Origin of the sequence: Tritonibacter horizontis, from assembly GCF_001518015.1 — a bacterium.
In the GTDB taxonomy this organism is placed as follows: Bacteria; Pseudomonadota; Alphaproteobacteria; order Rhodobacterales; family Rhodobacteraceae; genus Epibacterium; species Epibacterium horizontis.
Genome location: NZ_LPUY01000128.1, coordinates 25,386 through 38,447, shown reverse-complemented (window position 1 = coordinate 38,447; position 13,062 = coordinate 25,386). Strand labels below are relative to the sequence as shown.

The window sequence follows — 13,062 nt, the reverse complement described above, 5'->3', positions numbered from 1 at the left end:
ATAATGATTGGCAGAGATGACGGAAATGACGCGCTGGGAGTAGGTCTGCTTTCTCCCCCAGTGCTGATTGGCTGTCTTACTAACAGCTGCATGGGTGTAATGTATGCGTGGAGCTTGTTCCTGTTACCGATGGAAAGGGATCTCGGGCTGAGCCGGGCTGAGTTAAGCTTGGCTCCGTCATTGGCACTGGCGTGTTTCATGCTGGGAATGATGCTACAAATGGCAGTATCAACGAGATTGACCTTACGCGGCACTGCTTTGCTTTGTTTTTCACTGGCTGGTGGCGGGCACGTTCTGTTTGGCTTTTGGCCAACATTGACGTCGCTTATTCTTGGCTATGGCATGGCTTTTGGGACCGGCTCAGGCTTGGGGTACGGGTTCGCGCTTGAAATGGCTCAATTCGTAAAAGAGCGAAATCGTTCCCTAGCGATTGGTGTCATAGTGTCGTGTTTTGCCTTGTCTGGGATCCTTATTTCTAGCGTTTTTGCACAGGCGATTCTGCACAGTTCTCCAGCTACATCATTTCTTGTCATCGGTTTCGGAATACTTCTACTCGGCGTTTTTGTTGTTTCTAAAGTTGATGGTTCTTCTCTGACGCCTACGGAAGAAATTCAAGAGCCTACTAGCTCTGAAGTCTTTACGCTTCGCTTTGCGATTATGTCCTACTGTTTCTTCGCGATTTGCTTTGCCGGGCTGTTAACTATCTCGCATATATCCGGTATTTTGGAAGAAATTGGCGTTCCAAGTAGGCTTCTCGGACTGGGCGCGGGCTTGTTGAATTTAGGATATATAGTAGGATCCATTTTTGGTGGCAGGTTTGTCGATTGGGTTCAAGGCAGAATTGCGTTGTTTTTTGTCTGCTTGCTTACGGTCGCTGCGTTATTGATGATGCGTTCGGACAGCTTCTTGGTCGTTTGCGTAGCGACCGTATTTGTTGGACTGTGCTTTGGTGGCTCGGCGTCGCTGATACCTGTATTGATCGGGCGTGAATACGGCATCTCGCAGATTGGGAGGGTCTATGGTAAAATGATCTTCTCATATGGCCTCGCTGGGCTGATAGCTCCTTGGGTAGGAGGGCTTCTATATACCAAAACAGGTTCCTATTCGGTACCGCTTGCGGTCACCATAGTATTGGCTTTCGTGGGTTTAATCGCTTCTATCTACTTTAGCTTTGCGCTCATGATGAAGCGCTAGTACTGATCGAAGCATGGTCGAATCAGTAATAACTCTTGATATTGCGATTGATTTTTGAAGGCGCGGGACTCGACCGACCCACAAATTCGCGTACATGCGTCTTGGTTTCACGCTACTTGGCAACCGCTTTCTGTGCCTGGAAATTCAAGCGAGGGTAGCGGCGTCCCAATGGCGGTCCTTCGTGCAGCATTGAGTATTCATGAACAATTGTCACTTCGGATTTGAACTAACGCGACTATTCTCGACCGGCAAGAGCTCAAGAAAGGGAAGCCCGGGTGCCGGGCTTGAAAGGATAGAGAGAGTCTCATCCGGGTTCGGCGTAACAAGGACTCTGACCCATGGCCAAGACCACGCCCCGCCCGAAACCCACCACCTCAAAGGAGACCGAAGCGACCGGACCGACCACGCCCGACGGCGCCGCCGACATCCGCCTGATCCCGCTCGACCAACTGGAGCCCAGCCCGCTCAACGTCCGTAAGGTGGCCGCGAGCGCCAGCGACGACGCCGAGCTCCTCGCCAGCATCCGCGAGACAGGCATCAAGCAGAACCTGGTGGTTCATGCGCTGTCTGAAACACGTTTTGCTGTCGATGCCGGTGGCCGGCGCCTCAAGGCTCTGAAGCAGCTTGCCGAAGACGGCGTCATTCCCGCCGATCATCCTGTGCCCTGCCTCGTTGAGGATGAACACAACGCCATCCTCACCTCCGCCACAGAAAACCTTCAGCGCGCGGCGATGCACCCGGCCGATCAGTTCGAGGCTTTTGAGGCGATGATCGCCGAGGGCCGCCGTGAAGACGAGATCGCGCTGAAGTTTGGCGTCTCGGTTGACCTCGTTCGCCGCCGGTTGAAACTCGCTCGCGTCGCACCCGAGATCATCGAACAGTTTCGTGCTGGCGATCTGACCCTCGAATGTGTGATGGCTTTCACGCTGACCGACGACCATGATCGCCAGTTGGCGGTCTGGAATGCAGTTAAGGGCGGCTACCACATCCACCCGCAGAGCATCAAACGCCAGCTGACCGAGACCGCGCATTCTGCGAACTCGGCCCTCGGGCGCTTTGTCGGCATCGAGGCGTATGAGGCGGCAGGCGGCGTTCTGCTGCGCGATCTCTTTGATGATCGCGCCAGCGCCCATATGGAAAACCCCGAGCTCCTGGAGCGCCTCGCCATCGAGAAACTGCAGGCTGCGGCCAAGCCCTTCGAGGGGACGTGGAAATGGGTCGAAGTCCATCTTTCGGTGGATTACGGCGCGTTTCGCAGTTTCGGGCGGGTCTTTCCGCAGCATGTCGAGCCGGATCCGGATCTGCTGGCCGAGGAGGAACATCTCATTGCGCGCGAGGAAGAACTGGCGGCGCAGAATGACGGTGAGGATTGGTCCGACGCAGAGACGGAAGAATACTACGCCATCGAGCCGCGCCTGCGCGAGATCGAGGCTCTGCAGCGCGAACGGCAGCCGTATGCGGACGAAGATCGTGCCATCGCAGGCGTTGTTCTGACCATCGGCCATGACGGGGCGCTTCGTGTCGAGAAGGGCCTGGTGCGACCCGAGGATATTCCTGCTGCACCTAAGCCCGACGAGACCACTGCAGATGCGGGAGGGGCCGCTTCCCCTGCCCGCCCGAATGTGTCGCCGCCGACCTCCTCGACACCGGTGCCGACCTCCGATCCGGCCGCCACCCTGCGCAAAGCTGACGGCATTTCGGCGAGCCTCGCCGACGACCTGCGCGCCACGCGCCAGCACATCCTGCGGGCGCATCTGGCAGCAGATTTCGACGTGGCGTTCGACGCGATGCTCTACGCGCTCTGTGAGCAGGCTCTGGGGCGGTCCTACAACAACGAGGCGCTCGACATCTCGATCCGGCCCTTTCAGGCGCAAAACCGCGAGGTACTGCATTCGGATACTGTTGCCCAGAAGATGCTCGAGGCGCTGGAACAGGATCTCGCCACAAACTGGATGAAGCTGGAGAAACCCGAGGACTTCCGGGCGATGTCGGCACTGCCGATTGCGGATAAGCAGGCGCTTTTCGCATGGGCGGCGGGTCTCGCGGTCAAGCCGCAGCTCTCCTCCGACAATCGCCCTTCCCCGCTCATCGAGGAGATCGGTGCACGGCTTGACGTCGATGTCGCGGCCTGCTGGCGCCCGACAGCTCAGAACTACTGGGGTCGGGTCAACAAGGGCCATGCGGTCGCCACCGCGCGCAAGCTGATCGGCAACGACTACGCCGAGGATCGCAATCGCGAGCGTAAGGGCGATATCGCGGCAGCGATGGAGCGGGCGTTCGCGGAAACGGCGGGCGAGACGGAAGGGTTCGACGCGGCGACGGCTGCAAAGACGACGCGCTGGCTGCCTGACGGAATGGTGTTTGCCGGTGCGACGGAGGCCGGTGCCGACATGGCAGGCGAAGCGCCGGAGACCGAGGAGGGGGATTTGTCCGCCGAAGATTCTCTGACCGACGCCGAGAATGATGAACCGTCGTCCTTGCCTGCCTTCCTCAGCCAGGATGCGGCCTGACGAGCCGCACACTAACTTGATCACGACATGAGCCTTGGGCCGTCCTCACATCGAGGGCGGCCCTTTCCGGCTGACGGGTTGCCTACAGCCGATATCGGATCGGCTGGCCCGTCCCGGAGACATCCCATGACCACCACCCTTGACCTTGAGCCTGTGCGTGAAGCTGCACTGATCGCCGCCCAGAATGACGCGTTTCGACGTTCCATCCTTGGTACTACCCCGGTCGCCGATGCCCCGCAGGGCCAGTTCGTGATGACACGCGGCGTCGCGGCGCTTGGGCCCGACGCCCAACTGGAATTGACCCGCCGCGTCGCCACGTTCGACGGGTTCAATGCCGACAGTGATCCGCAGGGATGGCACGAGATGGGCGTCATCGATCTCGATGGCACGACGGTCTGGTTCAAGCTCGACTTGTATGACGTCGATTACACCTATGGCTCGCCCGAGCCCTCCGATCCCGCGCAGACGCGTCGCGTGCTGACCCTGCTTCTCCCGTCGGAATACTGACGCCCCCTTCCCCAACCATGGCCCGGGACCGCCCTTGCACAAAGGGCGGTCCTTTCGCGCTGGCGGGTTCCAAGGGGCGCGATGATCGCGCCTTGCCTGCCGCAGGAGACCAGACATGGCCAAGACACTCGAGTATCAGATCACCCTCTACCCGGCGCATCGCGAAGGCGCCTTCGTGGTAACCCAGTTCCAGATGATGGGGAGCTACCCCGAAAAGCGTATCCAGGCCGCGGGCATGGATGACCTGATCAACCAAGTGACGCAGTTCGCGATGGAGCATGGCAAGAGCTGCAGCGCCTCGGTGCGCTGCCTTGCCCCGCGCAAACCGCCGGGATTCAAGCGCGCGACCGAGAACCTCTATTTCAACCTGGTTGACCGGACGGCGGAGAAAAGCGGCGCGGCTGCTGCCTGACGACCGGTCACAGGAAACGTTCTGGGCGGCCAGATTGGCGGTCGCCCTCCCCTTCCCCATTCAAAAGGACGAAAGAGATGACAGAAGTAAATGATTTCTACGCGCAAATGCTCGAATCCCAGAGACGCGTTGCCGAACAGCGGGTCGAGACCCGCGCGGCCCTTCTCATCGAATTGCGCGCCCTTGGTTTGACGAACATCGAGCTGAAATACGAAGGCTATGGCGATTCCGGCAATGTCGAGGAGGTCGTCGTGACGCCCGACACGATCACATTGACAGAAGAAATGCGCCGCCGGGTCGAAGATTTCGGCTGGGACTTCGCCTATGCGCTCAGCCCCGGGTTCGAGAACAACGAAGGCGGCTATGGCGAACTCACTTGGGCACTCGCGACTGACAAAATCGATGTCAGCCACTCGAACCGATACATCGAAACCAACACCACCGAACACGAGGGGCTTTGATATGGCACATCCCCTCCATCACGCCGAAAGCTCAGCCCGAAAGTTCGGCGGTGTGCCAGATGACTATCAGTTCGTGCATGACTGGTTCGACTCATCCAAAGAGCACCTAGGTCTCTTTGTTCACAGAGATGGGATGGTTGCCGCCCTCCCCAGACGGCATCGCAATGTGCCAAAGATGTGGTCGTACACGGCCACTATTGAGAGAGGACGGCAATATGATTGATACAATGATCGGTGTGGACTTGGCAAAGAATGTCTTTCAGCTGCATGGGGCTTCGCTGACAGGGGAGGTCAAATTTCGAAAGAAGCTTTCCCGGCCTCAGTTTCGGAAGTTCATGGAAGACCAACCTGCAAGCATCGTGGTTTTTGAAGCTTGTGGCGGCGCTCATTTCTGGACACGAGAGATGCAGCAACTTGGACATCAGGCAAAGCTGATCGCCCCACAATATGTGAAGCCGTTCGTCAAACGGCAGAAGAATGACGTGGCTGATGCTGAGGCGATTGTCATTGCGGCACAGCGCCCGGAGATGAGGTTCGTCGAACCCAAAAGCAACGCGCAAATCGCGCGAGGTGTTGTGTTCCGTTCACGCGATCGCCTGGTGCGCCAGCGCACGGAACAGATCAATGCGCTGCGGTCAATTCTTTATGAGCAGGGCCAGGTATTCCCGACCGGCGTCCGTCAGATGAAGAAGATCGCGGAATTCCTGGAACGGGCCGATAACGGCTTGATTGCTTTGGTTCTGGAGGAATGCGAGGAACTGCTCGCTTCCATTTACGATCTCACAACCCGGATTGACGCGAAGACGTTAAAGCTCAAAAAGCTGTCGCAGCAGTCTGAGATGTCCCGAAGGCTCCAGACGATACCCGGCGTTGGCCCACTCACCGCCATGGCAATTGAAGCCTTCGCACCGCCCATGGAAATTTTTCGATGCGGCCGAGACTTTGCCGCTTGGATTGGGCTTGTGCCCAAGCAACATTCATCGGGAGGCAAGGCGCGGCTGGGTAAGATCTCCAAGGAAGGTCAGGTCGACATTCGCCGCCTGCTTATCATTGGCGCAATGACACGCATTGCATGGGTCGGGCGAAAACCTATCCAGGCCGGTTCTTGGCTGGACCGCATGTTGAAACGCAAACCTAAGATGCTTGTCGCAATCGCGCTGGCCAACAAAATGGCCCGCACCATTTGGGCCGTGCTGACGAAGCAAGAAGACTATCGAGATCCGGTGAAGACTGCGGCTGCCTAAGAAGTAACAGGCGACCTAATCTGAAATCGGAAACTGGGGGCAAGAAGACGATGACCTGAATGGGCAAAATGATCGAATAGATCTGGATTGGGAAAACCAGTTTTGGGCTCCGAGCCGCGAGCTCGCCTGAGAGATTTGGACCCAACCCGCTGATCACCATACCGGCCCGCGGCTTCTGAAAATGCCGCACAATGAGGCCTGACAGAAGACCGCACTCGATCACCCTCCCAGACAGCCAGAAACTTCTTGCATCACGGGCGGCAACCACAGAAGCCCAAAAACATCATACCGTTGGGATCTATGATGCTGAACGCCACTTCGGTCGCAGCCTGACCAACAGCGCGGGCCGGGTCGTCCCGATCCGCTGGATCGGTGAACAGCATGTGCGCGAGGATTGCCAGGGACGCATCCCGTCGCTGGCAGACTGGCTCGGGCGCATTCAGCCAGAGCCGTGGATGGCCAATGGCCGGATCGACAACGATCCGACGCAGATCGTCGGCGATCCGCGTGCGGCCTGGGTCGAAGCGGTTACGGGTCACCAGACCATTCTCGGCTTCGAGGAATGGCTGCTGAAGGTTTCGGTCGAACACGTTCAGCACCGCCAGAACCGCGCCGCCGCCTGATCCGCCGGGCGGCGGCCTCACCAACAAACTCATCTCATCCAGATCGACCCGCCTGCGCCCCTATCGGCCTGGCGGGTCGTCTTCGTTTCAAGAAAGGACATCGACATGCATGACCCCGTCTTTGAGGAGGCCTATCACGGCCACGCAATCAAGATTTTCCAAGACCTCGATCCCGAAAGCCCACGGGAGTGGTCCAATCTCGGCACGCTGATCTGCTGGCACCGGCGCTATCGGCTCGGTGACAGCCATCAGTTCGACAGTCCCGAGGCGTTCCTGCGCGATCTTGCGGGCGTTTCGGATCAGAGCGATCTCTCGATGGAACAGTTGCGCGAGCGCGCCGAGCGCAAGGCAATCATCTTGCCCGTGTTTCTCTATGACCATTCCGGCCTCGCGATTAACACCATCGGCTTCCATTGTCCGTGGGATTCCGGCCAGGTCGGCTATGTCTATGTGACGCTTGAGGCAGTCCGGGAAGAGTTCGGCGTGAAGCGCGTCACCAAGGCGCTGCGCGAAAAGGCAGCCGACATCCTACGCGGCGAAATCGTCAGTTACGACGCCTATCTCGGCGGCCGGGTCTATGGCTATGTCATCGAGCAGGACGGCGAGGAGATCGACGCCTGTTGGGGGTTTATTGACGACTATGAATCGCATTGCTTACCGGAGGCGCGGGATGCGATTGTAACATCCGAAAGAGCTGACGTTCAAGAAAACCGCAGCGAACTCACACTGTGAGCCCATACCGGAAGTGCTCCTGCGCAAACGCTCGCAAGTGCAGCAATTCGGACGCCAAAATTGTTAGCTGCGCCGCAGAGAGAAAAGCAGCCATTCGTTGTAGGTGCAGCGAAATCACGATGGGCTACGACCGAGTTGTGGGACAAACTGACCTTTGATCTGGATTATTGATTGAAACCGACATTCCGGTCGCTGCGTGGCGGGATGCTCATCCTGGGAAAAGCAGTCTACTGTCATGACCGCCTCAACATATACAGACGCACCGTCGCTGTCCCGCACTCTCCAAGGGATCACCTGTGTGCTTGCGGGCATGGTGCTGTTTGTCGGGCAGGACGTTCTAATGAAGGGTATGTTGACACATTACCCGGTGTGGATGCTGATCTTCAGCCGCTCCATCGTCGCTTTGATGACCTTGCTGCCGCTGGTCCTGTGGCTAGGTGCGCCGCATCGTATTTTAACCCCTCTTTGGCCTTGGTATCTAGCACGTGCCATGCTCTTTGCTTCAGGCTTCGCGATGTTCTATACCGCCTTCCCTTTTATGGGCCTTGCCGAGGTCACGACACTGTTCTTCGCCGCACCCCTGATGACTGCGACTTTGGCAGCGCTGTTTCTGCAGGAGAAGGTTGGAGCGCACCGCATTGCCGCGCTGCTGGTAGGGTTTGCAGGCGTTGTCATCGCGATGAACCCCACAGGCGGAAATTTTGGCTGGATTTCGGTTCTTCCGCTTTTTTGCGCACTTACCTATGCAATCAGCCAAATCATTGTGCGAAAGATCGGAGAGCAGGACACATCGCTCGTCATCGGGCTATACACGATCTCGTTCTCGGGTTTTGTAATCGTTCCGATGGGATTTGTGGTTACGCAAATGATTGTGGTCTCGCCAGAACTAAACCATTTGCGCATGAGTTGGCCGGTGCCAAATGTCAAGGGCATCGCTATGCTGGCTTTACTGGGGGCAATCGGAACGGTGGCCTATACATTGGTCTCGCGTGCATATCAGATCGCCAGCGCGAGTGTGATCGCACCATTCGACTATAGTTACCTGCCGTTGGCAGCCATCCTCGCATACCTGCTGTGGGGGGAAATCCCACCCCATACGACCTTCATTGGCATGGTACTGATCATAGTGAGCGGCATGTACACAGCCTATCGTGAACTTCGGGTCAATCGCTCCGCAGACGACAACCCACCCACGGCTCAGACGGTTTTCACCCCAGGCGCGCCTTCTGTGGTATTGGCGGACGCGTTAGATGCTGAGGCCATGGAACTGGATGAGTTTGACAAGAAGTTACCTTAATCTGCCAGCAGCCTCGGCTGATACTGGTTGAACGAGGATACTGCCGAAAACGCGGCTCAACGCTCGAAAACTAGAATTAGGAAGAACACCGTTTTTGCGACGTGCAGTTGCATACGCAAAAGTTATCTTGACAACTGACGGGCTCGTGTAATTCTCAGAAAGTTCTGTCTAAGAAGGTTATGAAAATCACATGCAAGTAAGTGTTCGCGACAACAATATTGACCAAGCTCTTCGAGTGTTGAAGAAAAAACTACAACGCGAAGGTGTATTCCGCGAAATGAAGCTGAAGGAACACTTCGAAAAACCTTCCGAGAAAAGGCTGCGGGAAAAAGGCGAAGCAATCCGCCGCGCCCGAAAACTTGCGCGAAAAAAACTGGAACGCGAAGGGTAGCTACACGTCCCTTTGGCTAAAATCACGCAATAGCAACACATACAGCGGAACCCCAAGTGCAACAATCATCACGCGCAAGTGGATCTGATCACTGATGCAACGCACCGACCCACGGCAGATCCATCAGGAATAGGTTGTTCCCAATCCCCTAAGGTAACGTGATCGGCGGCGGCCTACGTCGCTTGCCTGACAGAGCGTTTCCGGCGATCGCCGCAAGCAAAACTGCGCCGCCTGTCAGTGTGTTTAGCGTGGCGGTTTCGCCGATGAACAACCAGACCCATAACGGGCCAAGCAGAACCTCAGCCAGTGACAACAGCGCAAGCTCCGCTGCAGGAAGGCTGCGAGACCCCAGTGTATACAGGATCAACCCTGCGCCGACCTGAAACACCCCCATGCCCATGGCAATGCCGCCATCCCGGACCGACAACACCAGGGACAAATCCAAAAACAGGCATATGCCTGACGTCACGATGATGCCGAACAATCCGGACAGAAACACCGACGGCAGCATTTCACCCGATTTCCCCCACCGCAGCGACACAGTGAAGACCGCAAATCCAAAGGCGGACCCCAAGGCCGCCAGACTGCCCTTCAAGGCAACGCCTCCAGATTTATCTGCGACCATGATCGCGATACCGGCAATGGCAACGGCTATGGCCACCCAGGTGGCAGGGCGTACACGTTCACGCAAGACGATCCACCCCAGAACTGCCGCCATGAAAGGCGCCGTAGCAAAAAGCAGCATGGCATTTGCCACGGATGTCGCCTGAATCGCATATATCCCGCCGGAATAGGCAGCCACCAGCGACAGCCCCGCAATCGCCGCTGGAAAGCCAGTGCGGCGAATCTGGGCAAAGGGGCTTTCTCCGGACCGCATGCGAATAAAAACGTAGAGCAGAACTGACAGGCTGGCCGAACGGTAAAGCAATATCTGCCACACAACCGCGTCTTCGATCAGCCGTATTCCAAGCCCGACGGTCGACCAAAGCACGCCAGCGGCAAAGACAAACAGGACACCAAACCGATGCCCGTCCGTGCTGTTTGACGGTTGACTCATGACAGTCATTTGGTCTCCGAAACACATTTCTGTCTCATTGCTAGCGATATGGCTGTCGCATTAGCCTTCCTTTTGCGACACCGAAACTGTTCGTGGTACATAGATGCCAAGGAATGGCCTCTGACCAGCACCTTCTGCCAACGCCGCGAATTGGTACTTCGTCCCGCACTATGTAAGTTCACGCACGGCGCAGCGAAGGTCGGTCCATCCTGAACCAGCCGTTGGCGATCTGCGCAGCGAAGGTGTCAAAAGAGCCAGTTCCGGACATGTCCAGCCTTTATGCATTGGGTCAGTCCAACTTCGGGACTCTGAAACGGTTGTCTACTCTCAACCTGCGACCCAATATCAATGATATCAAATGCGCAATTCGCAAATGGCGCGGGTCCGCAACAAGGAAATCCGAATGCTCCCGGGGCTTGTTCGGAGCTATCTGCTTCAGAAAGCCTTCGCGGCATAGCTTCCTATCCGGGCATCGCCTGGGACTTAGGCAGGGTCGGATCCATAACGTCCCAAGGCTGTGCACTTTTGACAAAGATATCGCGACTTGGGGTGTACCAACTCGGATCGTCCAGACTGCCGGCATAGATCACGATCGCACCCTCGCCAGCGCCATTGATCAGAAACAAGGGCGAGCCGCATGTCGCACAGAACCCTCGGCGCATGGCATGTCCGCGATCAGCGGGGCGGTCGAACCAGCTTGGCTCGCCCGTTTCAATCGTAAAGTCGGATTGTTTGACCAGAACCGCCGGGAAATAAGCGCCCCCTGTTGCTTGCTGGCAATGGCGGCAATGGCAGTTGCCCATGTATCGCGCAGGACCTGTTGAGCGGTAGCGGATTGCACCGCAGGCACAGCCGCCTGTAAAGCTATCTGTCATCGTTACTCCTTGCTGCGCTGGCCATTGTTTCTCGCATCAGAGTGACGCTGCCACCGTGATTGTGATCAAAGACCCTATCGACGAATAGAGAATAGCGCGTGCGATGGCGTCAACCCGCACACCATAGTTTAGCGCGAGCATGAAGCACATGGCCCCGCAGGGGGCGGCGGCCACCATCATGGCTGGGTTGCGTACCTCGGGCGTCAGTTGCAACACCCCGGCAAAGATGGCCCAGGCCAGCAATGGGTGAACCACCAGCTTCACACCCGCAATGGCCACTGGCAACATGGCGCGCGCGCCGCTGGCCTTCTGGCTCAGAATAACGCCAAGCGCGAACAACAGCACAGGCGAGGCTGTTGCGCCCAAGAAATCCGCGAAGATATCAAAGCCTGTGGGTACCGAGACGCCCAACAGTCCGATCACTAGGCCAAGTACCATGGCAACCAGCGGTGGATTTCGCGCGATCTTTCCCAACGTGTGCCCAAGAGAGGCCCCCTTGGTGGACAGAACGTCCATCAGGATCAAAGAACAGCTGAAAATCAGGATTCCGTCCATGGAAATGATCGCGACAATCGGCGTTGCGGCGGTCTCTCCGAATAGGGTGACCGCAATCGGTAGAACGAAGAGGATGTGGTTGGTCAGGGCGATGGCCAGACCTAGAAGGGCGGCCTCCATAACATCGGTCTTGAAGACCAGCCGAGCGATCAGAAATCCGACCGCATACATCACCATTTCGGTGACGAAATACCCACCCAGCATGGCAAAGTCGAACTCTGCCAATGGGGCATTGGCCAGCAATTGAAACCCCAGTGCGGGCATTGCGACAAACATCACAAATTTGTTCAGGGCCATCGCCATGTTGAAATCGAAAGTGCCGCGTAGGCCAAACACGTAGCCAAGCGCGCCAATCCCAAACACCGGCAGCACGCCGTTCAGCAATTGGTCGAGCATGGCGTCTCTTTCTGCTTGTCTGTTGGAGGACCGGCCTGTCTGGAACCGTGCAGGCTGTCGGCTGTCACCATGTTTCGGCGAAGGGGCGGATATCCATCTCGTGGGTCCAGCCGTCGCGCGTTTGGTGGTGCAGGGTCCAATAGGCTTCGGCAATGCTGTCTGGGTTCATTAGCGTGTCCGGGGGCAGGGTATCGGGATCTTTGCCCGATTGTCGGACCCGGTCGCGCACAAATGCGGTGTCGACGCCCGCATCAATGACCAAGTGCGCGACATGGATGTTTTTGGGGCCCAACTCGCGCGCCATGGATTGGGCAAGTCCCCGCAGCGCGAATTTGCCTGAGGCGAACGCGGCATATCCCGCACTGCCGCGCACGGAGGCCGTTGCCCCGGTGAAAAAGATCGAGCCTTTCTGCCGTTCCACCATGTATTTTGCAGCTTCACGCCCCGAAAGAAACGCAGCGTAGGCACACATTTCCCAAACTTTGCGAAAGACACGTTCGGTTGTGTCTAGAATGGGAAACCGCACATTGCCGCCGACATTGAAAATGCAGATCTCTATCGGCCCGATCTCAGCCTCGACATGCGCGAACATCTCGGTCGTGGTTTCTTCCTTGCGGGCATCCCAGCTGAACCCTTGGGCGCTGCCGCCCGCGGCCTCAATTTCGGCGACCAGGGGGGCAAACATTTCCCCCCGTCGGCGACCCATCACAACATGAAACCCACCTTTGGCAAAACGCCTGGCAATGGCAGCACCGATGTAGTCTCCGGCACCGATGATCAGACAGATGGGCTTTGCGGTCATATCGTT

At 57.3% G+C, this 13,062-nt stretch carries 14 protein-coding genes and 1 pseudogene; 11 read left to right on the top strand and 4 right to left on the bottom strand.

Going from position 1 to position 13,062, the window contains the following annotated elements; genetic code table 11:
• Positions 1–3: 3 nt before the first annotated feature.
• The 11 genes and pseudogenes from TRIHO_RS20545 (at position 4) to rpsU (ending at position 9,371) form a co-directional block, all read left to right on the top strand.
• Positions 4–1,194 carry an MFS transporter gene (locus TRIHO_RS20545; RefSeq protein WP_068248260.1) on the top strand — a complete coding sequence of 397 codons (1,191 nt, stop codon included), beginning with the start codon at positions 4–6 and terminating at the stop codon, positions 1,192–1,194.
• A gap of 338 nt (positions 1,195–1,532) precedes the next feature.
• Positions 1,533–3,704, top strand: a complete 2,172-nt coding sequence (locus TRIHO_RS20540; protein ID WP_068248259.1) for a ParB/RepB/Spo0J family partition protein — start codon at positions 1,533–1,535, stop codon at positions 3,702–3,704.
• Positions 3,705–3,830: 126 nt separating this feature from the next.
• The gene (locus TRIHO_RS20535) at positions 3,831–4,211 is read left to right on the top strand and encodes a DUF3768 domain-containing protein (protein ID WP_068248257.1); all 381 of its coding nucleotides are present in this window, start codon (positions 3,831–3,833) and stop codon (positions 4,209–4,211) included.
• A gap of 115 nt (positions 4,212–4,326) precedes the next feature.
• Positions 4,327–4,623: a hypothetical protein gene (locus tag TRIHO_RS20530; protein WP_068248255.1), complete on the top strand. Its 297-nt coding sequence runs from the start codon at positions 4,327–4,329 to the stop codon at positions 4,621–4,623.
• Positions 4,624–4,700: 77 nt separating this feature from the next.
• Positions 4,701–5,084 carry a DUF6878 family protein gene (locus tag TRIHO_RS20525; RefSeq protein ID WP_068248252.1) on the top strand — a complete coding sequence of 128 codons (384 nt, stop codon included), beginning with the start codon at positions 4,701–4,703 and terminating at the stop codon, positions 5,082–5,084.
• A gap of 1 nt (position 5,085) precedes the next feature.
• Positions 5,086–5,211 (top strand): annotated as a pseudogene (locus tag TRIHO_RS24440) (DUF6915 family protein); the annotation flags it as partial.
• Between the two features lie 88 nt (positions 5,212–5,299).
• Positions 5,300–6,328: an IS110 family RNA-guided transposase gene (locus TRIHO_RS20520; protein ID WP_068248249.1), complete on the top strand. Its 1,029-nt coding sequence runs from the start codon at positions 5,300–5,302 to the stop codon at positions 6,326–6,328.
• A 191-nt stretch (positions 6,329–6,519) separates the two neighbouring features.
• Entirely contained in the window at positions 6,520–6,951 is a 432-nt protein-coding gene (locus TRIHO_RS20515; RefSeq protein WP_232367853.1) for a DUF6915 family protein, read from the top strand.
• Between the two features lie 105 nt (positions 6,952–7,056).
• Entirely contained in the window at positions 7,057–7,683 is a 627-nt protein-coding gene (locus tag TRIHO_RS20510) for a hypothetical protein (RefSeq protein ID WP_068248246.1), read from the top strand.
• A 235-nt stretch (positions 7,684–7,918) separates the two neighbouring features.
• A complete protein-coding gene (locus TRIHO_RS20505; protein WP_009808053.1) occupies positions 7,919–8,980 on the top strand; it encodes a DMT family transporter in 1,062 nt (353 codons plus the stop codon).
• A 190-nt stretch (positions 8,981–9,170) separates the two neighbouring features.
• Entirely contained in the window at positions 9,171–9,371 is a 201-nt protein-coding gene (gene rpsU / locus TRIHO_RS20500) for a 30S ribosomal protein S21 (protein WP_009808052.1), read from the top strand.
• A 148-nt stretch (positions 9,372–9,519) separates the two neighbouring features.
• Here rpsU and TRIHO_RS20495 read toward each other — a convergent pair whose 3' ends face one another.
• The 4 genes from TRIHO_RS20495 to TRIHO_RS20480 all read right to left on the bottom strand — a co-directional run bounded on the left by TRIHO_RS20495 (position 9,520) and on the right by TRIHO_RS20480 (position 13,056).
• The gene (locus tag TRIHO_RS20495) at positions 9,520–10,437 is read right to left on the bottom strand and encodes a DMT family transporter (RefSeq protein WP_009808051.1); all 918 of its coding nucleotides are present in this window, start codon (positions 10,435–10,437) and stop codon (positions 9,520–9,522) included.
• A 452-nt stretch (positions 10,438–10,889) separates the two neighbouring features.
• Positions 10,890–11,303, bottom strand: coding sequence for a GFA family protein (locus TRIHO_RS20490; RefSeq protein ID WP_068248243.1), 414 nt, complete (start codon positions 11,301–11,303; stop codon positions 10,890–10,892).
• A gap of 36 nt (positions 11,304–11,339) precedes the next feature.
• The gene (locus TRIHO_RS20485) at positions 11,340–12,254 is read right to left on the bottom strand and encodes an AEC family transporter (protein ID WP_009808049.1); all 915 of its coding nucleotides are present in this window, start codon (positions 12,252–12,254) and stop codon (positions 11,340–11,342) included.
• Between the two features lie 64 nt (positions 12,255–12,318).
• On the bottom strand, positions 12,319–13,056 hold the full coding sequence (locus TRIHO_RS20480) for an SDR family oxidoreductase (protein ID WP_009808048.1): 738 nt from the start codon (positions 13,054–13,056) through the stop codon (positions 12,319–12,321).
• Positions 13,057–13,062 lie beyond the last annotated feature (6 nt).

Bases quoted from the DNA above. Each gene is read 5' to 3' on its own strand.
- TRIHO_RS20525 (WP_068248252.1), top strand. From the start codon at position 4,701: ATGACAGAAGTAAATGATTTCTACGCGCAAATGCTCGAATCCCAGAGA.
- TRIHO_RS20505 (WP_009808053.1), top strand. From the start codon at position 7,919: ATGACCGCCTCAACATATACAGACGCACCGTCGCTGTCCCGCACTCTC.
- TRIHO_RS20495 (WP_009808051.1), bottom strand. From the start codon at position 10,437: ATGACTGTCATGAGTCAACCGTCAAACAGCACGGACGGGCATCGGTTT.
- TRIHO_RS20485 (WP_009808049.1), bottom strand. From the start codon at position 12,254: ATGCTCGACCAATTGCTGAACGGCGTGCTGCCGGTGTTTGGGATTGGC.
- rpsU (WP_009808052.1), top strand. From the start codon at position 9,171: ATGCAAGTAAGTGTTCGCGACAACAATATTGACCAAGCTCTTCGAGTG.
- TRIHO_RS20490 (WP_068248243.1), bottom strand. From the start codon at position 11,303: ATGACAGATAGCTTTACAGGCGGCTGTGCCTGCGGTGCAATCCGCTAC.
- TRIHO_RS20545 (WP_068248260.1), top strand. From the start codon at position 4: ATGATTGGCAGAGATGACGGAAATGACGCGCTGGGAGTAGGTCTGCTT.
- TRIHO_RS20530 (WP_068248255.1), top strand. From the start codon at position 4,327: ATGGCCAAGACACTCGAGTATCAGATCACCCTCTACCCGGCGCATCGC.
- TRIHO_RS20510 (WP_068248246.1), top strand. From the start codon at position 7,057: ATGCATGACCCCGTCTTTGAGGAGGCCTATCACGGCCACGCAATCAAG.
- TRIHO_RS20480 (WP_009808048.1), bottom strand. From the start codon at position 13,056: ATGACCGCAAAGCCCATCTGTCTGATCATCGGTGCCGGAGACTACATC.
- TRIHO_RS20515 (WP_232367853.1), top strand. From the start codon at position 6,520: ATGAGGCCTGACAGAAGACCGCACTCGATCACCCTCCCAGACAGCCAG.
- TRIHO_RS20535 (WP_068248257.1), top strand. From the start codon at position 3,831: ATGACCACCACCCTTGACCTTGAGCCTGTGCGTGAAGCTGCACTGATC.
- TRIHO_RS20520 (WP_068248249.1), top strand. From the start codon at position 5,300: ATGATTGATACAATGATCGGTGTGGACTTGGCAAAGAATGTCTTTCAG.
- TRIHO_RS20540 (WP_068248259.1), top strand. From the start codon at position 1,533: ATGGCCAAGACCACGCCCCGCCCGAAACCCACCACCTCAAAGGAGACC.